Consider the following 23,756-nt stretch of genomic DNA (forward strand, 5'->3'; position numbering starts at 1 on the left):
GGGAGAAGGCTGCAGGCTACAGGCTTCAGGGAAAGCAAAACCATTGCCGATTGTCGATGAAACCGGCGCGACGGTCGAGGGCCGCCGCCGCAGTCGTCAGTGGTCACTGCAAAGCGAAGCCCCGGCGAGGGCGCCGGGGCCTGCAGCATTAAGTTGGTATCGCGGCAGAGCGTCAGTTATTGCTGCGGGGGTGGTGTCTGTTGTTGGCCTTGGTCCTTGGGACCCATGCCTTGGCCGTGGCCCATGCCCTTGCCGTGGCCCATGCCCTCGTGGTTCTGCATCTGATCGAGTTTCGTCTGCTGCTCAGGGGTGAGAATGCCGCGGACCTGCGTCATGGCTTTCTCGTGCAGGTCGCGCATCTTGGCCATGCGATCCTGCGGCGACAGCGAAGTGTCCTGGCGAATCTTCAGCGCCTGGGCGCCGACGTCGTCCAGGATCGGCTTGACCTTGGCTTTCTGCTCGTCGGTGAGGCTCAACATGCGGGAAAGGTGGTCGAGGTGGGCCTGCCCGCTGGGTTCGCCCATGCGCCCCATGTGGCCGTGGTGCTCGCCCATACCCTGGCCCTGTCCCTGGGGGGGAGGGGCTTCGGTCTGCGCCATCATGGTGAGCGGCAGCAGAACCGCGAGCAGAATGGCGATGGCAAATGCGGTGCGTGCTTTGATCATCTGTACTCCTTTTGAACTTGCCCGTGCGGAAGAGTTAAAGCCGCTGCGAAGGCGTGGATTATTGGATGTGTGGGTTCCACACTTGTCTTCAAATAAACACTGAGAAGCGGGGAAAGTTGTGGAGCGGGGCCAAGGACGCGATGGGGCTATTCATAGCGGAGGGCGACGACGGGGTCGAGGCGAGCGGCTTTGACGGCGGGGTACATGCCGAAGAAAAGGCCAACGCTGGTGGCGACGGTGAAACTGGACAGCACCGCCCAGATGGGCACGAAAGTGGGCAGGGAAGGCACAACCATGTGAACGGTACCGCTGACGAGGTAGCCGACGGCAATGCCGACCAGGCCGCCGGTGGCGGCCAGCACCATGGCTTCGGTGAGGAATTGCCAGATGATATCGCGTCGTCGCGCGCCCATCGCCTTGCGCACGCCGATCTCGCGGGTGCGCTCGGTGACGGAGACGAGCATGATGTTCATGACACCGACGCCGCCGATCATCATGCCGACGGAGGCGATCACGATGATGGCCAGGGCAACCATGCCGACGATGTTGTGGAAGTCGCGGATGAGGGACTCGGAAGTGGCAAAGCTAAAGTCGTCGGGCTTGTCGTACATGACGCGGCGGGTGCGGCGGAGGGCGACGCGGGTCTGGTCAACGGCGACATCGAGGCGGTTGTTGCCGGCCTCGATGCGGATGCCGTGAAATTTCGCGCCGGGATAGAGCTTCCGGAACGACCAGTAGGGAATCACCAGGCGGCGGTCGCTGTTATCGGGGCCGCCGAGGCCACCCCGAGGTTTCTCGAAGACGCCGACGACCTCGAACTCATGACCGCCGACGCTGACCGGCTTGCCGATGGGATTCATGCCGGGGTAGAGACCGGTGGCGACATCTTCACCGATGACGGCGACCTCGCGGTGGTGGAGGTTCTCCGCCTCGGTGAAGGGGCGTCCCTGGGCGACAACGGCGTTGGCGTAAACCGAGAAGAACTCGCCGGTGGCACCGCGAAAATCGAGGCCGGTAACCTCCTCGCCCTTGTAGCGCGCGGTGTTGAGTTGCTGGTCATTGAACAGAGACACGGTAACGTGGACGCAGGCGGTGCAGGAATCGCGGACCGCGAGATAGTCGTCGTAGCTGAGCGGCTTGCGCATGCGCTCTTCCTTGCTGAGGCGGCCGAAGTGCGGGCCGGTGGGCAGATGGGAGAAAAAGGCAGTGTTGGTGCCGTAGCCCTGGATGGATTCCTGGATGTTGCGGTCCAAGCCCATGAGGAGCGCGACCACGGCGATCAGGGTAGCCACCGCGACCATGATGCTGATGAGGGTGAGGGCGGAGCGCAGCTTGTTGGTGCGCAGCGTATCCAGCGCCATGAGGATGTTCTCAAGCAGGCTCTGACGCTTCGATGTAGCCATCAGGGGCATAGGGTAACGACCACTTCCCTCAGCGGCTAAAGCCGCGAAAATCTTGGCCCAGAACGGCGCGGCTGAAGCCGCGCCCCTTCAAAGCGGAAACTTCAATCCTAAAACCGCTACAACTCGTCAACTACTATAGCTCCGCCCGCAGCGCGACCACGGGGTCGAGCTTGGCGGCCTTGATGGCGGGCCAGAGGCCGAAAAATAATCCTACGACGGTGGACACGGCCAGCGCGAAGAACACAACGCCGAGCGGCGTGCGCATCGGCATGGCGGTCAGGCCGCGAACGATTGTGGTGACTACCACGGCGAGCAGGACGCCGAACAAGCCACCCATGGCGGCCATCACCGAGGACTCGACCACAAACTGCATCATGATGTCGCGCTTGCGCGCGCCGACGGACTTGCGCAGGCCGATCTCGTGGGTACGCTCGGTTACGGTCGCCAGCATGATGTTCATGATGACGACGCCACCGATGACCAGGAAGATGGAAACGATGCCAATGGAAGCGTTGGCCAGGCCGCCGAAAATCTGGTTCCAAAGGCCGGTGACGGATTCGCTGGAGATGATGCCGAAGGCGTCCTTCTCGTTGAAATCCTGGTGGCGGCGCGCGCGCATGAAGGCGCGGGCCTGACCCTTGGCCTCCTCCATCACGCCCGGGGAACTGGACTTGACCGCCACCCACAATCCCTGCGAGTCGGGTCCTTCCTGGCCCCAGACCTTCAAGACGGTGGTCAGGGGAACGTAAACAAAATTGTCCTGGCTCTGGCCGAAGGCGGTGCCGTTTTTCTCGGCGACACCGACTACCTCAAAGGGCACGCCGCCGACAACGATCGTTTTGCCCAGCGCGTCCACGGTGCGGAAGAAGCGCTCTTCGAGATCGTTGCCGATGACGGCGACGTTGGCGCGGTGCTGGTACTCGGTTTCCGAGAAAAAGCGGCCACGGGCGACCTTGTCGGTGGTGACGTCAATGATGTTGGCGGTGGCGCCGCGGACGGTGACGTCGTCGATGTTCTGGTTGCCGGAGCGCACGTCCTTGTTGCGCCAGTCTTGGGCGCCGACGTCTTCGGCCAGAACCATGTGATCGCGGAGGTAGCCGAAGTCGTCGAGGTCGAGCTTGCGGTTATGACGGCGCGCTTCCAGGAAATCCTTGGCGTTAGTGATGATGGGGTAGCGGGCAACGTAAAAGACGTTGACGCCGAAGTTGGCGAGGCGCTCAGCGACGTAGGTATTGAGACCGTTGACCGCCGATATCACCCCGATGAGGGCGGTGACGGCGATGATCACGCCCAGCAAGGTGAGAAACGAGCGCAGCTTGTGCGACCACAGGCTTTCCAGCGCAATGACGACCGGCTCGCGGAAGCTGGAGGTTCGGCTGAATTTCATGAGCGTTAGACGGACCTCACCCCGAAAGGACTCCTCAAAAACATTAAGCGCCAGGGTGTAGCTACGAGTCAACTGGAAGGGAAGTTCCGAGAAAAGCGGCCGCCTTCAGGGACGGATTTGCAAGGGCCTGCCAGCTCCGGGCGCCGATCCAGGCGTGGATTCCGCCGCGTGGCGACCGCGCGTGTTTCTAGGCTTTGCGAGCGCGGCTGCGCGCACGATGAGCGCGGCTCGGTGCAGAGGCTTTCGCGCGCGCGCGTTTCCGGGGAGCCGCTCGCAGCTCCCCGGGCGTCAACTGTTTTGCCGACTTCCAAAGCCGCTCCAGGTTGTAGAAATTTCTCGCCTTCTGCGAGAAGACGTGGACCACGAAGTCCACGTAGTCCAGCAGGACCCACTCAGCTTGCTTGTAGCCCTCGACGTGGGCGGGCCGCAGCCCGGCGTGCGAAAGTCTCTGCTCGACCTCATCGGAGATGGCTTGAATCTGCCTGGGGTTGCTGCCGGAGCAGATGACGAAATAGTCGGTGAAGCCGCCGGCGGCCTTGTCGAGTTGGAGGACGGTGAGGTCTTCCGCCTTTTTTTCCTCGGCGGCGGCGATGGCGTCAGCGACCTGGCGCTGCAATGCGTTTTTCTTAGGCATGGAACCTCTGCCAGACCAGGGTGATGAATTGACCACGGAAACACGGAGGTACGGCGGATGCAGGAGCCCTGCGGGATGGGGGCACGGCTATTGGCGGTCGCGTATGGAGGCCACCTTTCTCCGCGCCGGAGCGGCACGCCGGGCGCGCGGCGCGGATGACTTGTACAGATGCATCTTGGCGATGTAGGCAGCGACCGCCTCATCCAGGAAACGCGAGACGCCGCGGCGGCGGGAAACCGAACCGCGAATCTCGGTGGCGGAAGCTTTATCCTTAAGGCCGGCGAGGAGGTGCAGCGTGACGCCGCCGAGCGCGAGGTCACCGCTCGCAGGCTGATGTTGGAACGGCTTGGCAACGGCGTTCCTGGGGCGCAGGGATGCGGGCAGCGCGCCGGCGATGTCGGCGAGCGAAAATCCCGGGCGGCTGGCCACAATAAACTCAACTTCGCGCAACAGCGCCTCCGGCTCTCGCCACTTGGCGATGGTCAGGAAGGAATCAATGCCGAGGAGGAAAAACAGACGGTCGCTTTTGGGCAGCGAGGCGCGGAAGCGTCGCACAGTATCAATGGTGAAACTGGGCGTGCGGCGGCCGTCTTCGCCCGGGGCTTCCAGCAGCGAGGGGATGAATGTCTTCTCGGCACGCGTGGCGAGCGCCAACATGGCGTAGCGATGGTAAAAGGGCGTCACCGGCTGGCCCTGCTTGAGCGGCTGGAGGTCGGCAGGAACAAAATAAACGCGGCCGAGTTGGTGGGCTGTCTGCGCCGCGCGCGCCACCGCGAGATGGCCGCGATGTACCGGATCGAAGGTTCCGCCGAAAAGGGCAACGTTCATGAAACAGTAGTTCGTAGCTAGTCGTTGGTAACTGGTAGTTGGCTCGCCTCGGTCGAAGTGTCGTCTGTCGCGTCGGAAGTTGCAAGTGGGAAGAGGACATGCCACGTTGCTAACCCATGTACCTGTTGCCCCCACCAACCGCACAGCCGCTAAGCGAACCGCGCCAACTCCTAGGAGCGTGTTTCAAATAGTAACGACTTTGATGCCGGGGCACCTTGGAGGCCTGATTCCAAGGCACTTGCTGAGATCGCCGGAAGGCAGAGAACGATTCTTGAAACACGCTCTAACTACTGACTGCTAACTACTAGGGAAGCTCTGAACAAGCGCATCGCCGGTCCCTCAGCGGCTAAAGCCGTACCCTTTGTACAGCATTTACGGACGACCTGAAGGCCGTCCCCTTCAAAATCCGGGGTTGATCAGACCATCCCTCAGCTACTAACTACTAACAACTACCTCGCGATCGTCTCGGCGTTGGGCGGCGGCTCTGCAGCGGCAGCAAGTTCGGCCTTGCGCACCTCCATGACACTGTTGGCGATGGCGTGGGTCAGCTTGGCGATACCCTCGCCGGTCACCGCGGAGATGGGATAGAGCGGCAAGGTGTGCTTCTTGCAGTAGCGGCGCAGCTTCGCCAGCTTATCCTTGTTCACGACATCCATCTTCGACGCTGCCACCAGCACCGGCTTTTGCTCCAGTCCGGCGCCGAAGCTGGAGAGTTCCTTGGTGATGACTTCGTAATCCTTCACCGGGTCGGGGCGGCCGTTGGAGTCGGAGACGTCCACCAGGTGCACCAGCAGGCGCGTGCGCTCGATGTGCCGCAGGAATTGCGTGCCCAGGCCGGCGCCGGTGTGCGCGCCCTCGATCAGGCCGGGGATGTCGGCAACCACGAAGCTGATTTCGTTCGGCTCCGCGCCTACCACGACGACGCCCAGGTTCGGTTCCAGGGTGGTGAACGGATAGTCGGCAATCTTCGGACGCGCCGCCGAGAGGCGCGAGATCAGGGTGGACTTGCCGGCGTTCGGGTATCCGACCAACCCGACATCGGCGAGCAGCTTGAGTTCCAGGCGCAGGGTGCGCTCCTCGCCCGGAAATCCGGCTTCGCACTCGCGCGGCGCCTGGTGGGTGGAGGTGGCAAAGCGCGCGTTGCCGCGCCCGCCGCGCCCGCCACGCGCGATCACGATGCGGTCGTCGGCATGAGAGAAGTCGTGCAGGCGCTCGCCGCTGGCCTCGTCGTACACGATGGTTCCGACCGGCACTTTGAGCACAACATCGGCGCCTTCGCGGCCGGTCTTGTTGGAGCCCTCGCCGTGGCGCCCGCGCTCGGCCTTGTATTCGGGATTGAAGCGGAAGTGGACGAGCGTGTTGTGGCGCTCGCTGGATTCCATGATGACGTCGCCGCCGTGGCCACCGTCGCCGCCGGAGGGTCCGCCGCGGGGCACGAACTTCTCGCGGCGGAAGGCCATGCAGCCGTTGCCGCCGTTGCCGGCTTTGACCTGAATTTTGGCTTCGTCGATGAACATAGTTATCGGCTGTCAGCTAGCAGTTTTCAGTCGATCATCGCTCGCCCGAAAGCAAAAGGCACGGCGCTGCCGTGCCTGTAATTGTGAGCGATGCCAATGCCGGCGCCACACCGCGCAGAGCTGATGGCTGACGGCTGATAGCTGATTACGCTTCCGCCGGCTCCACGAGCACGAACTTGCCCGAGCCGCCCTTGTCCACGAACTTCACTTTGCCAGTGATCTTGGCGAAGAGGGTGTCGTCCTTGCCGCGGCCGACGTTGAGGCCGGGCTTGATGCGCGTGCCGCGCTGGCGGACGATGATCGAGCCGCCGGGCACGGTCTGCCCGCCGAACACTTTGACTCCCAGCCGCTGCGAATTCGAGTCGCGGCCGTTGCGTGAACTGCCTAATCCTTTTTTGTGAGCCATAACAAGATCCAGTTTCCAGTTTCAGGTTTCAGTTTCTAGATCGCGGCGCCGAGTTTCGGTTTCAGCTCCAGCGGCAGACCGCCAACTAGAAACCAGAAACGAGAAACTCGAAGCTACTTCTTTTGCGGAGAAGAGCCGCCCTTGGACTCCGGAGCCGTCTTCTTCGAGCTGCCACCATGACGCGCGGTCTTGGTTTCTGCTCCAGTGCCAGCGCCCGACGCGTGCTCCTCCGCGTCCGCATTCTTCGTGGAAGCTACCGCCGTCGGCTTGGGAGCCTTAAAGCTCTGCCCATCAAAAGCAATCTCGGTGATGCGCACCGCCGTGTACTGCTGGCGATGTCCATTGAGCTTCTTGTATTGCTTTTTGCGCTTGTAGTGGAAGACCAGCACCTTGTCGCCCTTGACCTGGGCCACCACCTGGCCGACCACGCGGGCTTCGCCCTGCGGCTTGCCCAACTCGCCCTGGTTGGCGGAGACGGCGAGCACGTCGCCGAATTCCACCTGCTGCTGATCGCCGTTGAGTTTCTCCACCCGGATGACGTCTCCAGGAGCGACCCGGTACTGCTTTCCCCCGGCGCGGATGACCGCGTACATAAAGCCTCCATCAAGACAGCCCGGCGCCCCAGCGCCCGCGGCCCATGAACCTTGCGTGCTCTGCTTCCATCCGCCAGGACGGCGGCGGCAACCCCTGACGGGGCCCGGCAGTACAGGCAAACCAATAGATTTTAGCGCGTCGGAGAAGAAGCCGTCAACGAAACCCCAGAGATGGGAGAGCCCACCCACATCGTATCCGCTCGCGCGTTTGAGGTGTTCGAGTGAGAAACGCAGTAGCGAGCTGGCCGGCAAAAAATGAGATCGTTTCCAGCGCGTTGTGCGATGCGGTGGGAGCGGCGGCGGCCAGCAGCAGAGTGATGGTTTTCTTAAGAACCAGAAAACGATTGCGTGCCGGGGGGAATAGGCCAAGAATCGCGGCAGGGCACAAACTCGATGGCCAGGAACATTTGTGTTTTCAGCTCGTCCAGCGACGCCGTGGATGCGTCGTTTTTCGCGCTCGCGGAGGAACTCGGCGCCGAGATCGCCCGCCGCGGACACGGCCTGGTGTACGGCGGAACCAATGTCGGGCTGATGGGGGCGGTGGCGCGCGCGGTGCAGCGCGGCGGCGGTAAGGTTGTCGGGGTGATTCCCAAGTTCATTGCCGACCGCGGCCTGGCGTACGAAGCTGCCGACGAACTGATCGTCACCATGGACGTGCGCCAGCGCAAAGCCACCATGGAGGCGCGCGCGGACGCGTTTCTGGCACTGCCCGGCGGTTTCGGCACCCTGGAAGAGGTGCTGGAGGTCATCACGCTCAAACAGCTCCGGCAGCACACCAAGCCGGTGGTATTCATCAACCCGGACGGATATTACGATCCCCTGACGTCGCTGTTCGAGCACATGTACGAGAAACGCTTCGCCAAGCCGGCGTACCGTGCCATGTACGAATTTGCGCCCGACGTGCGCAGCGCGCTCGATTACATGGACCAGTACCAGCCGCCGTCGCTGCCGGCGAAGTGGACGGACCGCGAGAAATTGACGAAATGACAAATTGTCGAATTCAAGGCGGTATTATGTACGCTTCCGTTTTGCCGACTCTCAAACGCGGCAACTCGTGAAGCGGCGTGCGATGGGTGCTCCACGGCGCACTTGTGATTCGTTGCCCTTGGGATTGAGGTGCGGTAGGCTCCGGCGCAACGGCCATTAGTTCGCGCTCACCCAAACCACACGCCTCCCCGGCCTGATTGCGCGGTCCACGGTATTCGCATGTCCATGGAGAAGATCGGCCGTTACCAGATCGCAGCGGAGCTCGGCAAGGGCGCCATGGGCGTGGTGTACAAGGCGACGGACCCCAACATCGGCCGCACCGTTGCCATCAAGACCCTGCGCTTCGACGTGCTCAGCATGGATGGCGAGGAGATGCTGCAGCGTTTCAAGAACGAAGCGCGCGCCGCCGGCGTGATGAACCATCCCAACATCATCACTATCTACGACGCCGGCGAGCAGGAAGGCATGTTCTACATTGCCATGGAGTACATCGAGGGGCACACGCTCCAGCAACTGCTCAAGCAGCAAAAGGTGCAACCGCTGGAGAAGATCATTGAAATCGTGCGGCAAGTATGCGCCGGCCTCGATTACGCCCACAGCCGCGGCATTATTCATCGCGACGTCAAGCCGGCCAACATCATGTTGCAGACCGACGGCCCGGTGAAGATCATGGACTTCGGCGTCGCCAAGGGCGGCGGCTCAGGTATGACCTCCACCGGGCAGGTGGTGGGCACGCCCAATTACATGTCTCCGGAACAGGTGAAGGGCAAGCCGCTGGACGGGCGCTCCGATCTGTTCAGCCTGGGGGTGGTGCTCTACGAAATGATCACGGGCGAGCGGCCGTTCGCCGACCAAAACGTCACCACGATTATCTACAAAATCGTGAACGAGGCCCCGTCGGCGCCGTGCGACCTCAAGGCCCACCTGCATCCCGGGTTGAACGCCGTGGTGATGAAGGCGCTGGCCAAGGCGCCCGAGCAGCGCTACGCCAGCGGCGCCGAGTTCGCCCGCGATCTGCAGAATTACCAGTCGCTGGACACCGCCACTGCAGTCGCGCCGACGCCTATCTTCAGGCCGGTCACTCCCACCAGCGAGGTCGTACAGGGCTCGCCAGCCGCGGAACCCGCTGCGGTTGCGGCGACAGCCACCAAGCCAGCCCCGCCGATGCCCCGCGCGCTCGATACCACGGTGGTAGCCCCCCCACGCGCGTCCGTTCCCGTGCCGCCGCCGAAGAAATCCAGGCCGGTGATTGCCATCGTGGCCGCCGTCGTGGTGGTTGCCCTGGCGCTGGGAGCATATCTGCGGTCGCCGCGCACGCCGTCGGGAGCGAACCCCAAGAACGCCAGCCCCGACGCAAGCACGCGGCAGGAAAAAGCACCGCCCGGAGCCCGTCCTCGCGCGCATGCGAATGGAGTCGCGGGCGCGCCGGCGCAGGCACCCGGCCAAGCGGCGACTGCGGCCGGTTTAGGCGACCTGCAAATTTCCTCGACGCCGTTTGGGGCCTCGGTGACGATCGATGGCAGAAACAACCGCGACTGGCAGACGCCGTTTGCGGCCAGGAGATTGACTCCCGGGCGGCACACGATAGGTTTCTCCCTCAAGGGCTATCAGCCGGAGACGCGCCAGATGGAGGTGGTTGCCGGACAGAAATTGCTGCTCGCCGTCAAATTGCAGGTAGCGTACGGCTATGTCGCGCTGAACAGCGACCCGACGGGCGCGGCCATTTACATAGACGGCCGCGACAGCGGGCAGCAAACCCCGGCTCGCCTCACCCTCAACGAGGGCCAGCATCGCATCGCGCTGCGCAAGGAAGGCTACAAGCCGCAGATCACCTATGCCGAAGTAACTTCCGGCAGGACATTCAACTTCGCACCCGCACTGGCGCCGGTGAGCGGCGCTACGCCGGCGACGCCCACCAACGTCGCTTCGTCCCAAGGGACCTCTCCTTTCCACCGGCTGCGGCGTCTCTTCGGCAAGCCTGGGGCAGACGACGGTGTGCTGGAGGTCCGCACGCGTCCCAAGGGCGCGGGAATCTGGCTGGGCGAAGCGCAAGCCCCATCTCGAACTCCAGCCAAACTGGCGGTCGCGCCGGGAAGCTACAAACTCACGCTGCGTCTTCCCGGCTACAAACCGATTACGCGCTCGGTAACGATCGAAAAAGGCAAGATGATGGGCGTGGAAGAAATTCTCGAGCCGCAGTAGGCAGAGCCGCAGTAGGCTGCTTGACCTCTATCCCGCCTCAGCGTACGCTATCGCGCTCCCCCATTTCCTTACATAGGGCTTACCGAATGTCTCCGGCTCGCGAAATACCCACATGGAGGTGAGGTATGAGTACCGTAAACAGAAGACTAGTTTTGAACGCGATTGCGTTTTGTTCGGCGCTGCTCATTGCGCCTGCAGTCCTGAACGCGCAAACCTCGATTACCAGCAAAGCGCCAATCACCGGCAGTGCAGCCAGAGTTAGCTCGTTCGCGTCGCCATTCGTCAAGGTTGGCCCGCAGGCAATCTCAGCCGCTGCCGTGGGTGCGAACTATGGCCTCTTCACCTGCCAGGTAGTCGGCCTCAACCCGGGTACTACCTGCTACGACCCGTATCAGATGCGTCATGGGTACAACATCGACACGCTGATCAATGCAGGCTTCGACGGCAGGGGAAAGACGATCGTCATCGTCGACGCATTCCAGTCCCCGAACATTGTGCTGCAGTTGAATACCTACAACAGTTTTTACGGTCTGCCCAGCTTGAACGGGCTTGGCGGCCCGCCCGACTCCAGCCTCGGCACGTTCACCCAGGTGGCGCCGGATGGCCTGACTCCATTCGTTCCCGGTAATCCCACCATGACGGGGTGGGCGGAGGAGATCTCGCTGGATGTACTGTGGGCGCACGCGATCGCCCCCGGCGCTAACATCACGCTGGTCCTGGCAAAATCGAGCTTCACCACCGACATTCTGAGCGCCACCAAGTATGCGGTGGACAACCACCTCGGCGACGTCATTTCGCAGAGCTTCGGCTTGAATGAAAGTTGTATGGATCCCGACCTGCTCGCGCAACAACACCAGGTATTTGCGGACGCTACGCTGGCGAACATCACGCTCTTCGCTTCTTCAGGTGACGACGGTGCGGGACAAGGGTCGTGCGACGGCTCATCCCTGGTTCAAGCGGCCTCCTCGCCTGCCACCGACCCGCTGGTCACCGCCGTGGGCGGTACCGAGCTGCACGCGGCTCGCTATTGCCTGGCGAGCCTTGGCTGTGATCCGGCCGCCAACCCGGCTCCCGGAACTTATCAGGGCGAGATTGCATGGAACGAAAGCAACATTGGAGGTGGGGCAACCGGCGGCGGATTCAGCGTGGTGTTTGACGAGCCGTCGTACCAGCAAGGAACGATCCACGGCGGCAAGCAGCGAGGAGAGCCTGACGTGTCGTACAGCGCGGCTGTCTTCCATGGTGCCCTGACTTACCTCAACATTCCGGGCATCGCGGCCGGCATGTATCTCTTCGGCGGCACCAGTGCCGGCTCGCCACAGTGGGCAGCCATCCTGACGATCGCCGACCAGAAAGCCGGACACAACCTGGGCTTTATCAATAAGGCGCTCTACCATATTGGCCAGGCGAAGCCGCACTACGCAGCGTCTTTCTTCGACGTGACCAGCGGCAATAACTCGGCCTTTGGAGTGCAGGGATTCAGCGCCGGACCGGGCTGGGATGCCACAACGGGTCTTGGTTCTCCGACGACCGATCAACTCGTCGATTACTTGGCCCAATTCGTCTCGGCGGGTGATGGCACGGCCGCGATTGCGGGGTCGAAGCCGCATACCCATGGCAAGCCGTCTGCACCTGGACAGATGAAGCCGCATTGATCGGTGCATACTGGACCGGACATCGGAACTGCGCGATTTCCGGACCAGGTCGAACTTCACCATCGCGAGGACCGTAGTTTTCCGGCCCAGCGAACGCAAGCTGGCGGAATTCGTTCCGCCAGTTTTTTTCATTCCAGGAATTTTTCCGAGGGATCAGGGTAGGTCAACTGTGGAACTGCTCAGCGGCGGCGCTCGCTCTTGGCCTTCTCCCAGGGCCGCTTGGGGCGTACCGCCAACGGCTCATCGCGGTTCTGCACGCGGTCGTAGACGTAGTTCTCGCTTACCGTGCCCAGCGACTCGTTATACAAGCTGGGCGCCCCGATGGCTTCCTTCAGCTCTTCCGTGAACTGGTGCAAAGACTTGAGCTGGTCGGCGGTGGCGGGCGCTTCGCTCTTGGTGGTCTTGAAAAACTGCTGATATCCGCGATTGACCAGCTTCGCGATCTCGCCCCCGATCAGGTAGCCCGGGTGGGCGAAGATCTTCACTCCGCTGTCGTCGATCTTTTCGAGGGCCGCTGAGCAGTTGTATTTCTTGATGAAAACGCGGTTCTGCACGCCCGGAGCTTGCAACAGTTCGAAGCCGTGGTCGCGCAGCCAGGCGAGGACTTCGTCATAGGTGCGTGGGGCAGGTTTCTTGGCCATGATCTGGGAATTGCAACCTTATGTATCGCCGCACCACCCTACCACATCCAACACCGTGACAGGCAAGAGACGCTGGCTGCTGCAAATCACCCGCTGGGGAGGGATCCGATACCTCCCGAGGGCGGGCAGTTGCCCGCGCCGCAATTGATCCGCTAATTTTGGACTCGTGGGGACACAGCCGAATCCGATGCAGATGTCGCAGCCTTTTCCCAGCACGCGAAGGAAGCCGGTGGCGCCGGCGCATGATGCCGCGCCCGGCAGGCTGGGTCAGGGTGTGCTGGAGCGCATCGGCAACACGCCGTTGCTGCGGCTGGCGCGCGTCACCCGGGACTTGCGCGGCGTGGAAGTGCTGGCCAAGGCGGAGTGGTTCAATCCCGGCGGCTCGGTCAAAGATCGCGCCGCCGCCAACATTGTGCGCGAAGCTCTACGGGCGGGGAAGCTTACGCCGGGCCGGCAACTGCTCGATTCCACCAGCGGCAACACCGGCATTGCCTACGCCATGATCGGCGCCGCCGTGGGTTTCGGCGTCACCTTGTGCATGCCGACCAACGTATCGGTAGAGCGCAAGCGCATTCTTAACGGGTACGGCGCGAACATCGTTTACACCGATGCCGGCGAAGGCTCCGACGGAGCGATTCGCAAGGCGCGCCAGATGTTCGCCGCCGAGCCGGACCGGTATTTCTACGCCGACCAGTATTCCAACGACGCGAACTGGCGCGCACACTACGAAACCACCGCCAATGAAATCTGGCGCCAGAGCGAGGGCAGAATCACCCATTTCGTTGCCATGCTCGGCACCAGCGGCACCTTCGTCGGCACGACGCGCCGGTTGAAGGAACTTAATCCGAATGTCCGCTGCATCTCGCTGCAGCCGGATTCCTCCTTCCACGGCATCGAGGGCGCCAAGCACATGGCCACCGCCATCGTGCCCAGAATTTACGATCCTGCGATGGCCGACGCGGACCTGGGCATCGCCACCGAGCGCGCCTACGAGATGGTGAAGCGCCTGGCCCGCGAAGAAGGCCTGCTGGCGGGCATCTCCTCCGGCGCCGCGCTGGCCGGATGCCGCGAAGTGGCGAAGACTGCGCCGCGCGGATCGGTGATTGTCACCGTGTTTCCCGACAGCGGCGACAAGTACTTGAGCGAGACGTTTTGGGAGGAGTGAAGCAATTGACGGATTGAAGAAGAATTTACGAATTGAAGAATTTGTCGAGAGCCGCACAATAATCCGCCAATTCGTAAATCCGTCAATTCGTAGATTCAACGATGCTGCTGATTCCTCAATCCGCTTTTAACGCCCTCCGCGCGCACGGCGAGGAAACCTACCCGCACGAATGTTGCGGCGTGCTGCTGGGGCGCATGGGAGACGACGACGAGGAGCGCCACGTCACCGAGATCGTGCGCTGCGGCAACACGCGCGACGACCGCCCCCAGGACCGCTACCACATCGATCCCCGCGACTTGGTGCGCATCCAGCGCCAGGGACGCGAGCGCGGGCTGGATATTGTAGGCTTCTATCATTCGCATCCCGACCATCCCGCGCGCTGGTCGCAAACCGACCTTGCCGAGGCGCACTGGATCGGCTGCTCCTACGTCATCACCGGCGTGGAGAAGGGCCGCGCCGTCACCACGAACTCCTTCGCGCTGCACGGGGCAGGTGAGGACGACAAGCATTTTGAAGACGAGCCGGTCGAGGTCAGCGCGGAGAAAGTATTAGTCAGAGAGTTCGAGGCGGAGTAACCCCGCGGTACTTCGCAGTTGAATCCACCCGCATTCCTCGGGCATCAGTTAAAGGGTATGAAGCTTATGAAAATCATGATTCCGACGCCCTTGCGTCAATATGCGGACAAGAAAGACGCGGTCGAGGTCAACGCCGGCACGGTGGGCGAGGCGCTCAGCAGCCTCACCTCGCGCCATCCCGAACTGCGCAAGCACCTCTACACCGACGATGGCCGCTTGCGCGCCTTCGTCAACGTGTACCTGAACGACGAGGACATCCGCTACCTCGGCAAGGAGCAGACCCCGGTTAACGAGGGCGACACGCTCTCCATCGTGCCGTCCATCGCCGGAGGAAATTTGCAATTGGTAAATTGCAATTTGTAATTTTCCGGAATCGGCGCACAGGGCTGCTCAATTACCAATTACAGATTGCAAATAAATTGCAAATTACAAATCGAGTACAGACCATGGCCACCATCACCCAGCTCGCTCCCACCACCCTCTCCAACGACGAAATCCTGCGCTACTCGCGCCACCTGATCATGCCCGAAGTGGGCATGGACGGCCAAACCAGGCTCAAGGCTGCCAAAGTCCTGTGTATCGGGGCAGGCGGGCTAGGCTCGCCCTTAGCGCTTTATCTCGCCGCCGCCGGCGTGGGCACGCTCGGCGTGGTGGACTTTGACGTGGTGGACTTCACCAACCTGCAGCGCCAGATCATCCACTCCACCGCCGACGTCGGGCGCAAGAAGCTGGACTCCGCCGCGGAGAAAATCAAGGCCATCAACCCCTACGTCGACGTGCGCCCGTTTGAGGCGCGCCTCACCAGCGCCAACGCGCTCGACCTCTTTCGCCAGTTCGACATCGTGGTGGACGGCACCGACAATTTCCCCACGCGCTACCTGGTCAACGACGCCTGCGTGCTCACCGGCAAGCCCAACGTCTACGGCTCCATCTTCCGCTTTGAAGGCCAAGTCAGCGTCTTTGCCACCGAGGAAGGCCCGTGCTACCGCTGCCTGTACCCCGAACCGCCTCCGCCGGGACTGGTGCCCTCGTGCGCCGAAGGCGGCGTGCTGGGAATTCTGCCCGGGCTGGTCGGCGTGATGCAGGCCACCGAGGCCATCAAGCTGATTCTCGGCAAGGGTGAGCCGCTCATCGGGCGCCTGTTGCTGGTGGACGCGCTCGGCATGAAGTTCCGCGAGCTCAAGCTGCGCAAGAATCCCGACTGCCCCGTCTGCGGCCCGCACCGCACCATCACCCAACTGATCGACTACAACGAATTCTGCGGCATCCGCGGCGAGGAGACGCCGGTTTCGCAATCCAACCTGCCGGAAATCACTGTCGAAGAGCTGAACCGCCGCCAGGACGCCGGCGAGGATATTTTCGTGCTCGACGTCCGCGAGCCGCACGAATACCAGATCTGCAACCTCCGTGGCTATCTCATCCCGCTCGGCGATCTCCCCAAGCGCGTCCACGAACTCGACTCCAGCCGCGAGATTGTCGCCCACTGCAAGATGGGCGGACGCAGCGCCAAGGCAGTGGACTTTCTCCGCCAGGCCGGTTTCGCCAAGGTGAAAAACCTCAAAGGAGGAATTCTCGCCTGGGCCGACCGCGTGGACCCCACCATGCCGAAGTACTGAAAACAGGTAGTCGGTAGTCCGTAACCGGTAGTTGGGAAGAAGCAGGCCGATCGTGATTCACGGTCGGCCTGCTTCTCGCACTGCGTATTCGAGTGTTAGACCAGTAAGCGTCGTGGTACTGCGGTAACTTGACTCTCAAGTAGGAGGATTCATAATGTCCCGCTCTTCCTAAAGTTGCGGAGGCTTTCTGAATGCGATGTGCAGCTGCATTTCTGATGATTGCGTGCTCGGCTATTATCGCAAGCTCCCAGGAAAGCAACATCAAGCCCCGAGTGTTCGTTACCGACAGCCAGTCGTGGGAAATCCAAGGCAGTAGCGGGGGCGCAGGCGGTGCGTTTGGCGGCCAAGTAAAAGGCGGTGCGCGGCCCCAGACGGCCGAAATTGTGAAAACGTTCGGTGAACGTTGTCCTGAGGCGATAATCAACAACCGGAAAGAGAAGGCAGACTACATCGTCGTGCTCGATCACGAAGGTGGCAAGGGATGGGTACGAAAGGACAACAAAGTAGCCGTCTTCAACGGCGATGGCGATTCCATTATCAGCAGATCCACTCGTTCTCTCGGCAACTCCGTACAGGATGCCTGCAATGCGATTAAGGCTGACTGGCCCAAGAGAGCTGCAATGCAGCACCAGGAACCGGCTGCAACCGCAAAGGATGCCGCGGCGACCAAAACGGCCGAATTTGCCGGCGCGAAACTTCAGATCAACTCCGATCCCGTCGGCGCTGACATTGAGGTGGACGGCAGTTTCATAGGCAATACTCCCTCATCCGTCGATCTTCCGGCGGGCGAACACGCAATTGTCGTGAAAAAGTCCGGGTACAAGAATTGGGAGCGTAAGATCAAGACGACAGCGGGTGCGATCAATATCTCCGCATTCTTAGAAAAACAGGAGTAGTCATGCCGCCCGGCGGGCCCCTCTCGGCCGGGATTTCTATTCATCGCGCCACGATCTTCGTCCCGCCATTCGCCGAAAAAACGGGCCGTTCTCCCGCTTGCAAAAATCCCGAGATCGTGGACAATGGCGGCTGGCTGAAATTGGCTCCTGGACAGCAGCGCGGGCGAGGCCCAGCCAAGGTCTCGCCGTTCCGCGCGCCATGTTAACCGTGCAGCGATGCCTGACATTAACCGCTGGAGGCTCCGCATGAAGGCCAAAGTTGTTTCGTTGTGTGCCGTGCTTGTCCTGCTCTGCGTTTTCGGTCACGCCGCCGAGCGCAAGAAGCGCGTTGCCGTCTTCGACTTCGATTACGCTACCGTCCGCAGCGGCGTGGCCGCCCTGTTTGGCACCGATGTTGACGTAGGCAGAGGCATTTCCGACCTGCTGGTAAAGCGCTTGGTGCAGGACGGTACCTACTCCGTCATTGAGCGCCAGGCGATGGACAAAATCCTGAAGGAACAGAATTTCTCCAACAGCGATCGCGCCAATCCCAACAGCGCTGCCAAGCTCGGCAAGCTGCTGGGCGTGGACGCCATCATCGTCGGCAGCATTACCCAGTTCGGCGGCGAGAACAAGAACACTGGAGTAGGTGGCGGCGGTGGCGGGTGGGGCGGATTTGGACTTGGCGGCTTCAAGCATAAGGAGTCCAAAGCCATCGTGACCCTGGATGCCCGGATTGTGGACATCGATACCGCCGAGATTCTGGCCGTGGCCGACGGCAAGGGCGAGTCGTCGCGCAGCAGCACCTCGCTGCTTGGCGGGGGCGGCAACTGGCATGGCTTCGGAGGCGGCGCGGTCGACTTCGGAAGCAGCGACTTTCAGTCCACCATCATTGGCGAAGCGGTCAAGGGCGCCGTCGATCAGATGAGCACGGGCGTCATTGCCGGCGCTCCCAAGCTGCAGGCGCGCAAGATCAACGTCGAAGGCGTGGTCGCCTTCGTGCAGTCCGGCTCGGTCGTCCTCAATGTCGGCGCCAAGGCCGGAGTCAAAGTCGGTGATCAGATGACGGTTGAGCGCGTCTCGCAGGAAATTAAGGATCCCACCACCGGCAAGGTCCTTCGCCGCTTGTCCAACGATATCGGCACTATCCAGATCAGCGACGTGGACGATGTCTCCGCTGTCGGCAAGGTGGTGAGCGGAACCGGCTTCAAAGTGGGCGATGTGGTCAAAACCGTGACCCAGTAGCTCGCCCCATTTCTGACGATTGCCCCACCCTCGTCGCTCTGGTTTTGAGGCGATGGGGTGGGGAATTTCTTTATGCTTCGGCAGCCACCGCGGCAGTTGGGGCCATGTCTCGCGCTCGAGCATGTGACCCGTAGTAGGCCACTGCCGCGCCCCACGACGCCAGCCGCAGCATCCAGCGTATCCACAGCAGCGCCTGTGCCACCGCGAACCAGATAAAGATCGTCGCCACCGAGTGCTGCGGCATCCAGCGCGCGAACACCACGTAAACCGCGATCGTTGCCGTGGTCAGCAGCCCCAGCGTCAGGTAGATGAACATCACGCGCCCGAAGCGCGACAGGAAAAATCCGGCGGCGTGCAACAACGCCGCGATCGCCGACGCGTGCTCGTCGGTCACCATGTCCGCCCTGGCATATTCCAGCAGCGCATTTACCACCAGCACGGATGCGACCAGCAGCGCCACTCGCGCCAGCCCCAGCCACATCCACGGCCCGGCCGCATTCGCGCTCTGCAATTTCGCCGCAATCCATTTTTCCGGCACTCCGTTGAAAATCCAGAACGCCAGGAAATACAGCAGCGACCCGATCACCGCGATGCGCGCAAACCGCCCGAAATACTTCCCCATGCCACGGCCGAAAGCGTGCAGTCCCGCTCCTGCGCCGGACGAGAAAACCTCAAACGCGCCGCCCGCCAGCAGGGTGTTGAGCGCCAGAAACAGGATGCCGGCGTACATCACTCCCAGGGAGAAGTTCTTGAGGAACTCGTTGTTGACGATGGTGAACTCCGTCAGCCACGCGGCGCTGAATCCGTCCGCCAGTTGCTGGCCCACGGCGCTGTTGCCGACGTGATCGGCGATGGCGTCATGCATCGGCGCCGCCACCGCCGCCGCCATCAGCAGATTGCATCCGAAGAAAATGGATACCATCCACTTGTTCCGCCACGCCGCGGTCAATCCCTGCCCGATTGCTGTACTCGGTTTCATCATGCATTCCCTGTTCTCAACGGCCATCGGCCATCGACTCCTAGGAGAAAAACGAAAACGCCATCAGCGCGTTCTGCAGCCACACCACCCAGCGCAGATACCACTTCTGCGCCGCCAGCTTCACCGGCTCTTGCAGGTAGCTGTCATGCGTGCGATGTACCTGCAGCTTCCAATCGAAATCCCGGTCAATGACCGCCGCTGCCACCTTCGACTTCCCACCGTACTTGAACTTTGCCCACCGATACTGCCCGTCCCAGTGCTCGACCTTCTCCGTGCCGTCCTCGAAGCGCACCTGCAGGGTTACCGGAAACTGCATCTCGCCCAGCCGCCGCACCAGGACTTCCGACTCTTTCTCGCCATCCTTGTCCTTGCCATGCTTGGCGCCGACGTAGGCCGGCTTGCCGTTCTCGTCGAACAGGCCCTCTCTTGATTTCGCTGTGCCGGTTGTCACCGAAACCTCGTAATCGAGCATTCCCGTGCCGTAGACCGTCTGGTCAAAGAACCACTTCATGTCGCGCCCCGATACTTCGTTCACGGTATTCATGAAGTCGATCGCGTCGGGATGCCGGAAGCGGTAGCGCTGCTGATACGTCCGGATGACCTTAGGCCACTGCTCGCCGAGCAGCGCCTCCAGGGTCAGCAGCGTGACCTCCGGCTTGGCGTAGGCCTGCACGCCATAGCTTTGTCCATCCATGTCGAGCCAGGCATAGCGCTCCATCGCGTCCGCCTGGGCGCGGTTCCAATACCCGCGGCTGGAGCGCGCGTACATCCGCAGCAGCGGCACGCGCTCGAAGTACTGTCCCAGCGGCACCGACTCCACCCCATACCACGGGTATTTCGGTACCGGCATGCGCGTCCACTCCGCCGCCGGATACGGCACTCCCGCCAGCCGCTCGTACATTTCTCCCGGCGGAAAGGCTTTTTCCAGCACCTTGGTCGTGGAATACGAATTGATTCCCTCGTCCAGCCACGCCTCTTCAAACTCGTTGTTGCCCACCATCCCGTACCAGAACTGGTGTCCGAACTCGTGCACGATTACGCCCTCCGGGCTGAGCGCGTGAGAAGCCGGCCAGTACTGCGTACCCGCGGTAATGAAGGTCGGATACTCCATCCCGCCCGACCCGCCAATCGGGTCCACCACGGTCAGCGTGTCGTAGGGATACTTGCCGTAGAACAGGCCGAACCACTTGATGGCCGCAAAGATCGCGCGGAAGTGCCGCTCCACCTGGTCCTCGTGCTCGCGCTGGATGATCAGCGACACCTGCACGTCCTGCAGCTTTACGTCCTCGGGCGGCGCTCCGGTTTTTTTCGACCACTCCGCAATCTCCGCCGGCGTCACCCGCTGGTCCGCCTGGAAGGTGCGCGTGATCTTCTCCGCGTCCGCGTTCGGCTCGGTCGTCCACGCGAAGTCGTGCACGTCTTCCTGGTAGTAGTTGTAGGTGGCGGTTCCGTCGGGATTCTGCATGCTGCTGCGCTCTACGCCGGTCGCGCCGATTACAAAGTCGCTGGGCACCGTCAGCCGCGTGTCGAACACGCCATAGTCGGCGAAGAATTCGGTGGTCGCGTGAAACTGGTGGCAGTTCCATCCCGCGGTTTGTCGATGCCGCTCACCCGCGCCTTCGTACACGCCGGGCTTGGGAAACCACTGCGCGAACAGGAAATAATTGTTCCGGTACCCGGTGCGCGCGAAGATCCGCGGCATCTTCGAGGTCCACTCGATCTCGATGTTGACGCTCTGCCCCGGCGCGATCGCTTGCGCCAGCGGCACCCGCGCCACGGTCTCGTCGTTCACGTTGTCGTCGTCGGGATGGATGTACTCCAGCTTCGCCGTCAGGTCCTGCCCATCCACCTTGATCACATGGATCTGCTCGTAACCCCATTCCTCCGGCTTAATGCGGCGCTCACCCGTCTGGCGCCGGCGGCTTCCGCCCTCGCGCATGAATGTGGACTGGTTGTTCTTGAAAGCGTTCAAGTAGAGGTGGAACTGCAGATCGGGCACCGGCCCGCTGGTATGGTTTTTCCATACGATCGTCTCGCGACCGGCGAGTGTCTTCTGCTTCGCGTCCAGCCGCGCGTCAATCTGGTAGCGCACGATCGGATCGGGGACGAACTTCGCCTGCGCCACGCCCACCACCAGCGCCATCACTGTCGCGAGCGGCAAAATGGCCCTGAAACCCGTGGCAGGTCCGCGATGGTGCGGCACGCCTTTAGCCGTGCCAATCGGCGCCGAAAAGAAATTGGGCTCTAGCCCTTGAGGGAATCGCTTCATCACTTGCTCCCCAACTCCACCTCAACCGCCGCGTGACAATTCGTCCCCGGGTCGTGCGTCACGGTCTTGCTCTGTCCCTTGTAGCTCACCGTGAACTGGATCGGTTTCTTCACCTCTTGCGGCAAGCCGGTGAACTTTCCCTTGCCGTCCGCATCGGTCGAGAGCTCCAACTCGGTCTTGCGCTTGCTCAAGAATCCGTAGCGGATGATGGTGCGTATCTTTGCCAAGTACACCGGCTTCTTGGCCGCGTCGCTCACCGTGAACTCCACCCAGCACGGCCCGATGTCGGCGCTGAGCTGCGGCACGTCGGCGGCGGCGGCTACGCTGCTCACCATGACCAGCAACAGCGCGCCGCTAAGAATCCATTTAGTGTTTGCCATGTCTCAACCGTTCCTTTGCGCGCACTCGCAGCCGCGCGCTCGCCAGCGCCACGGACTACCGACTACCAATGACCAGCACGACCTTGCCGTAATTTCGCCCCTCCGCCAGAAGCCGGTACGCCTCCGCCACCTTCTCCAGCGGCAGGACATGCCCCACCACCGGATGCAGCCGGTCCTGCTCAATCCACTGCGAAAGCCGCTTCCACGCCGGCTCCATCACCTCCGGCCGCTGCGACATCTTCGCCAGCCACAGTCCGTGCACGCTGGTCTGCTTGTCGTACAGGATCCTCGGATCAAGCGTCGCGCGCTCGCCGGTCGCCGAACCGTAGGTGATGACCCGCCCCCGGAACGACAGGCAGCGCACGCTCTTGGTCACGTGCTCGCCGCCCAGCATCTCGAACACGGCGTCCACGCCCTCGCCGCCGGTCAGCTCGCGAACTTTTTCTTCGTAGTCGTCGCGTTTGTAATTGATCCCGTGTTGCAGTCCCAACGCGCGCACCTTCGCCAGCTTTTCATCCGATGACGATGTCCCGTACATCTCGACACCCAGCACGTTTCCGATCTCCACCGCCGCCGTGCCCACGCCTCCCGCGACCGCATGGATCAGTACCCGCTTCCCGCGCGCCGCCGCATTTACCAATCCTGCCTTCCAGTATGCGAAGTATGCGGTGAAGTAGTTGACCGGAAACGCCGCCGCTCCTTCCGCCCGCCACTTCTCCGGCGCCGGCCACAGCAAGCTCGGCGACGTAGTAATCTTCTCCGCGAACGCCTTGCTCTGCGTGTAACCCATCACGCGATCGCCCGTGTCTTGGCGCCGGCCGGCAAACTCGCGGCCCGCAACCAGCGGCGGCTCCGGGGTTCCCGGATATCCGCCGCGCGCCGCCATGATGTCGGCAAAGTTCACCCCGGCGGCTTCCACCCGCACCACCACCTGTCCGGGCTTGGGCTGCGGATCGGGAACCTCGCGCAGCTCCAATACCTCCGGCCCGCCGTAACGCGTAATGACAGCAGCTTGCATGGGAGCAGACGAGAAGACTGGGATTCTACCGCAGAAGAAAGTCGACGGTCGATGGCCGGCGGCCCGGCCGTCGGCGGCCGACAGCGACATATCACTCTGCCGTCGACTGTCGACTGTCAGCCGTCGACCAAAGAAAAGAAAAACCGGCGCGGTTCTCCCCCGAGACATGCGCCGGTTCCTTAAGGCTCCAGACAACTGCGCCGGCGCAATTTCACGGCTGGTCCCGTCCGGCCCGGCGCACTGGCGGCCTTAAAACCCACCCGCCGCGCCCGACATGTTTGTGCCGGATCCCAGCGGCGGCGGAACTTAGGTTGTGCCCGCCTCAACTTGCGCCAGTCCGTGAACGCGGTCAACCATAAACCGCGCTGACATGTTGTTATTGTGAATAACCGTTCCAAAACGGAACCAAAATCCACGCACCGCTGTTGTCAATATGAATAACCATGGTCGGCGCGCCATAGGCACAGCAATCAGGCCGTTCCACTTCTAGAACAACCTCGGCAGTATTTTGGCACTTGGCGATGGCCTGCCTCCTTTTGGATTCAAGAGATTGGAGGTCGCAGTTCGCCTTCCGGAACAAGAACGACAAGTTTATTTGGCACAGCGATGCAGTGCGTAAACTGTGCCCACTCTTCGCCGCGAGGCTGAACTTAGCAGGTGTATATCAGATCCGACTGCGACTCTGCGACTCTGTCTCCAAAAGCGGATCTCTGAAT

General features: G+C 62.0%; 22 protein-coding genes. 9 read left to right on the forward strand and 13 right to left on the reverse strand.

Annotation, left to right across the window (positions count from 1 at the left end; genetic code table 11):
* Positions 1–176: 176 nt before the first annotated feature.
* The 8 genes from LAN64_05015 to rplU all read right to left on the reverse strand — a co-directional run bounded on the left by LAN64_05015 (position 177) and on the right by rplU (position 7,433).
* Positions 177–665 (reverse strand): Spy/CpxP family protein refolding chaperone, encoded by a 489-nt coding sequence (locus LAN64_05015; protein MBZ5567197.1) that lies wholly within the window; start codon positions 663–665, stop codon positions 177–179.
* Positions 666–811: 146 nt separating this feature from the next.
* Positions 812–2,077, reverse strand: coding sequence for an ABC transporter permease (locus tag LAN64_05020; GenBank protein ID MBZ5567198.1), 1,266 nt, complete (start codon positions 2,075–2,077; stop codon positions 812–814).
* 124 nt (positions 2,078–2,201) lie between these two features.
* Positions 2,202–3,455, reverse strand: coding sequence for an ABC transporter permease (locus LAN64_05025; GenBank protein ID MBZ5567199.1), 1,254 nt, complete (start codon positions 3,453–3,455; stop codon positions 2,202–2,204).
* A 187-nt stretch (positions 3,456–3,642) separates the two neighbouring features.
* Positions 3,643–4,089: a ribosome silencing factor gene (gene rsfS / locus LAN64_05030; protein MBZ5567200.1), complete on the reverse strand. Its 447-nt coding sequence runs from the start codon at positions 4,087–4,089 to the stop codon at positions 3,643–3,645.
* A gap of 87 nt (positions 4,090–4,176) precedes the next feature.
* Positions 4,177–4,917 carry a nicotinate (nicotinamide) nucleotide adenylyltransferase gene (nadD, locus tag LAN64_05035; GenBank protein ID MBZ5567201.1) on the reverse strand — a complete coding sequence of 247 codons (741 nt, stop codon included), beginning with the start codon at positions 4,915–4,917 and terminating at the stop codon, positions 4,177–4,179.
* A 449-nt stretch (positions 4,918–5,366) separates the two neighbouring features.
* Positions 5,367–6,434 carry a GTPase ObgE gene (obgE, locus tag LAN64_05040; GenBank protein MBZ5567202.1) on the reverse strand — a complete coding sequence of 356 codons (1,068 nt, stop codon included), beginning with the start codon at positions 6,432–6,434 and terminating at the stop codon, positions 5,367–5,369.
* Positions 6,435–6,579: 145 nt separating this feature from the next.
* The gene (gene rpmA / locus LAN64_05045) at positions 6,580–6,840 is read right to left on the reverse strand and encodes a 50S ribosomal protein L27 (protein MBZ5567203.1); all 261 of its coding nucleotides are present in this window, start codon (positions 6,838–6,840) and stop codon (positions 6,580–6,582) included.
* Between the two features lie 113 nt (positions 6,841–6,953).
* The gene (gene rplU / locus LAN64_05050) at positions 6,954–7,433 is read right to left on the reverse strand and encodes a 50S ribosomal protein L21 (GenBank protein ID MBZ5567204.1); all 480 of its coding nucleotides are present in this window, start codon (positions 7,431–7,433) and stop codon (positions 6,954–6,956) included.
* A gap of 393 nt (positions 7,434–7,826) precedes the next feature.
* Here rplU and LAN64_05055 point away from each other — a divergent pair, with 393 nt between their 5' ends.
* The 3 genes from LAN64_05055 (at position 7,827) to LAN64_05065 (ending at position 12,277) form a co-directional block, all read left to right on the forward strand.
* Complete coding sequence (locus LAN64_05055) at positions 7,827–8,420, forward strand: TIGR00730 family Rossman fold protein (GenBank protein ID MBZ5567205.1); 594 nt, start codon at positions 7,827–7,829, stop codon at positions 8,418–8,420.
* Positions 8,421–8,639: 219 nt separating this feature from the next.
* Complete coding sequence (locus LAN64_05060; GenBank protein MBZ5567206.1) at positions 8,640–10,622, forward strand: protein kinase; 1,983 nt, start codon at positions 8,640–8,642, stop codon at positions 10,620–10,622.
* A gap of 152 nt (positions 10,623–10,774) precedes the next feature.
* Positions 10,775–12,277, forward strand: coding sequence for a S53 family peptidase (locus LAN64_05065; GenBank protein MBZ5567207.1), 1,503 nt, complete (start codon positions 10,775–10,777; stop codon positions 12,275–12,277).
* 179 nt (positions 12,278–12,456) lie between these two features.
* Here LAN64_05065 and LAN64_05070 read toward each other — a convergent pair whose 3' ends face one another.
* Positions 12,457–12,918 carry a hypothetical protein gene (locus tag LAN64_05070; GenBank protein MBZ5567208.1) on the reverse strand — a complete coding sequence of 154 codons (462 nt, stop codon included), beginning with the start codon at positions 12,916–12,918 and terminating at the stop codon, positions 12,457–12,459.
* A gap of 193 nt (positions 12,919–13,111) precedes the next feature.
* Here LAN64_05070 and LAN64_05075 point away from each other — a divergent pair, with 193 nt between their 5' ends.
* The 6 genes from LAN64_05075 (at position 13,112) to LAN64_05100 (ending at position 18,394) form a co-directional block, all read left to right on the forward strand.
* The gene (locus LAN64_05075; protein ID MBZ5567209.1) at positions 13,112–14,083 is read left to right on the forward strand and encodes a cysteine synthase family protein; all 972 of its coding nucleotides are present in this window, start codon (positions 13,112–13,114) and stop codon (positions 14,081–14,083) included.
* A 101-nt stretch (positions 14,084–14,184) separates the two neighbouring features.
* Complete coding sequence (locus tag LAN64_05080; GenBank protein ID MBZ5567210.1) at positions 14,185–14,658, forward strand: M67 family metallopeptidase; 474 nt, start codon at positions 14,185–14,187, stop codon at positions 14,656–14,658.
* 66 nt (positions 14,659–14,724) lie between these two features.
* Positions 14,725–15,021, forward strand: a complete 297-nt coding sequence (locus LAN64_05085) for a MoaD/ThiS family protein (GenBank protein ID MBZ5567211.1) — start codon at positions 14,725–14,727, stop codon at positions 15,019–15,021.
* 83 nt (positions 15,022–15,104) lie between these two features.
* Complete coding sequence (gene moeB, locus LAN64_05090) at positions 15,105–16,274, forward strand: molybdopterin-synthase adenylyltransferase MoeB (GenBank protein MBZ5567212.1); 1,170 nt, start codon at positions 15,105–15,107, stop codon at positions 16,272–16,274.
* Between the two features lie 272 nt (positions 16,275–16,546).
* Positions 16,547–17,170 (forward strand): PEGA domain-containing protein, encoded by a 624-nt coding sequence (locus LAN64_05095; GenBank protein MBZ5567213.1) that lies wholly within the window; start codon positions 16,547–16,549, stop codon positions 17,168–17,170.
* Positions 17,171–17,416: 246 nt separating this feature from the next.
* Positions 17,417–18,394 (forward strand): curli production assembly protein CsgG, encoded by a 978-nt coding sequence (locus tag LAN64_05100; protein MBZ5567214.1) that lies wholly within the window; start codon positions 17,417–17,419, stop codon positions 18,392–18,394.
* A gap of 70 nt (positions 18,395–18,464) precedes the next feature.
* On the opposite strand, the gene LAN64_05105 is transcribed toward LAN64_05100, so the two are convergent.
* The 4 genes from LAN64_05105 to LAN64_05120 are packed head-to-tail and all read right to left on the reverse strand — an operon-like array spanning position 18,465 to position 23,040.
* Positions 18,465–19,400 (reverse strand): hypothetical protein, encoded by a 936-nt coding sequence (locus LAN64_05105; protein MBZ5567215.1) that lies wholly within the window; start codon positions 19,398–19,400, stop codon positions 18,465–18,467.
* Between the two features lie 13 nt (positions 19,401–19,413).
* On the reverse strand, positions 19,414–21,642 hold the full coding sequence (locus tag LAN64_05110; protein ID MBZ5567216.1) for a M1 family metallopeptidase: 2,229 nt from the start codon (positions 21,640–21,642) through the stop codon (positions 19,414–19,416).
* On the reverse strand, positions 21,642–22,022 hold the full coding sequence (locus tag LAN64_05115; protein ID MBZ5567217.1) for a hypothetical protein: 381 nt from the start codon (positions 22,020–22,022) through the stop codon (positions 21,642–21,644). Before LAN64_05115 ends, LAN64_05110 begins: the two co-directional genes overlap by 1 nt.
* Positions 22,023–22,077: 55 nt before the next feature.
* Positions 22,078–23,040, reverse strand: a complete 963-nt coding sequence (locus LAN64_05120; GenBank protein MBZ5567218.1) for an NADPH:quinone oxidoreductase family protein — start codon at positions 23,038–23,040, stop codon at positions 22,078–22,080.
* Between the last annotated feature and the right edge of the window lie 716 nt (positions 23,041–23,756).

It is taken from the genome of Terriglobia bacterium, assembly GCA_020073185.1.
Classification (GTDB): Bacteria; Acidobacteriota; Terriglobia; order Terriglobales; family Acidobacteriaceae; genus JAIQGF01.

What these genes read in the sequence shown, in the direction of transcription:
- LAN64_05015 (MBZ5567197.1), bottom strand. Translation starts at nt 665, where the DNA reads ATGATCAAAGCACGCACCGCATTTGCCATCGCCATTCTGCTCGCGGTT.
- LAN64_05020 (MBZ5567198.1), bottom strand. Translation starts at nt 2,077, where the DNA reads ATGCCCCTGATGGCTACATCGAAGCGTCAGAGCCTGCTTGAGAACATC.
- LAN64_05025 (MBZ5567199.1), bottom strand. Translation starts at nt 3,455, where the DNA reads ATGAAATTCAGCCGAACCTCCAGCTTCCGCGAGCCGGTCGTCATTGCG.
- rsfS (MBZ5567200.1), bottom strand. Translation starts at nt 4,089, where the DNA reads ATGCCTAAGAAAAACGCATTGCAGCGCCAGGTCGCTGACGCCATCGCC.
- nadD (MBZ5567201.1), bottom strand. Translation starts at nt 4,917, where the DNA reads ATGAACGTTGCCCTTTTCGGCGGAACCTTCGATCCGGTACATCGCGGC.
- obgE (MBZ5567202.1), bottom strand. Translation starts at nt 6,434, where the DNA reads ATGTTCATCGACGAAGCCAAAATTCAGGTCAAAGCCGGCAACGGCGGC.
- rpmA (MBZ5567203.1), bottom strand. Translation starts at nt 6,840, where the DNA reads ATGGCTCACAAAAAAGGATTAGGCAGTTCACGCAACGGCCGCGACTCG.
- rplU (MBZ5567204.1), bottom strand. Translation starts at nt 7,433, where the DNA reads ATGTACGCGGTCATCCGCGCCGGGGGAAAGCAGTACCGGGTCGCTCCT.
- LAN64_05055 (MBZ5567205.1), top strand. Translation starts at nt 7,827, where the DNA reads ATGGCCAGGAACATTTGTGTTTTCAGCTCGTCCAGCGACGCCGTGGAT.
- LAN64_05060 (MBZ5567206.1), top strand. Translation starts at nt 8,640, where the DNA reads ATGTCCATGGAGAAGATCGGCCGTTACCAGATCGCAGCGGAGCTCGGC.
- LAN64_05070 (MBZ5567208.1), bottom strand. Translation starts at nt 12,918, where the DNA reads ATGGCCAAGAAACCTGCCCCACGCACCTATGACGAAGTCCTCGCCTGG.
- LAN64_05075 (MBZ5567209.1), top strand. Translation starts at nt 13,112, where the DNA reads ATGTCGCAGCCTTTTCCCAGCACGCGAAGGAAGCCGGTGGCGCCGGCG.
- LAN64_05080 (MBZ5567210.1), top strand. Translation starts at nt 14,185, where the DNA reads ATGCTGCTGATTCCTCAATCCGCTTTTAACGCCCTCCGCGCGCACGGC.
- LAN64_05085 (MBZ5567211.1), top strand. Translation starts at nt 14,725, where the DNA reads ATGAAAATCATGATTCCGACGCCCTTGCGTCAATATGCGGACAAGAAA.
- moeB (MBZ5567212.1), top strand. Translation starts at nt 15,105, where the DNA reads ATGGCCACCATCACCCAGCTCGCTCCCACCACCCTCTCCAACGACGAA.
- LAN64_05100 (MBZ5567214.1), top strand. Translation starts at nt 17,417, where the DNA reads ATGAAGGCCAAAGTTGTTTCGTTGTGTGCCGTGCTTGTCCTGCTCTGC.
- LAN64_05105 (MBZ5567215.1), bottom strand. Translation starts at nt 19,400, where the DNA reads ATGGCCGTTGAGAACAGGGAATGCATGATGAAACCGAGTACAGCAATC.
- LAN64_05110 (MBZ5567216.1), bottom strand. Translation starts at nt 21,642, where the DNA reads ATGAAGCGATTCCCTCAAGGGCTAGAGCCCAATTTCTTTTCGGCGCCG.
- LAN64_05115 (MBZ5567217.1), bottom strand. Translation starts at nt 22,022, where the DNA reads ATGGCAAACACTAAATGGATTCTTAGCGGCGCGCTGTTGCTGGTCATG.
- LAN64_05120 (MBZ5567218.1), bottom strand. Translation starts at nt 23,040, where the DNA reads ATGCAAGCTGCTGTCATTACGCGTTACGGCGGGCCGGAGGTATTGGAG.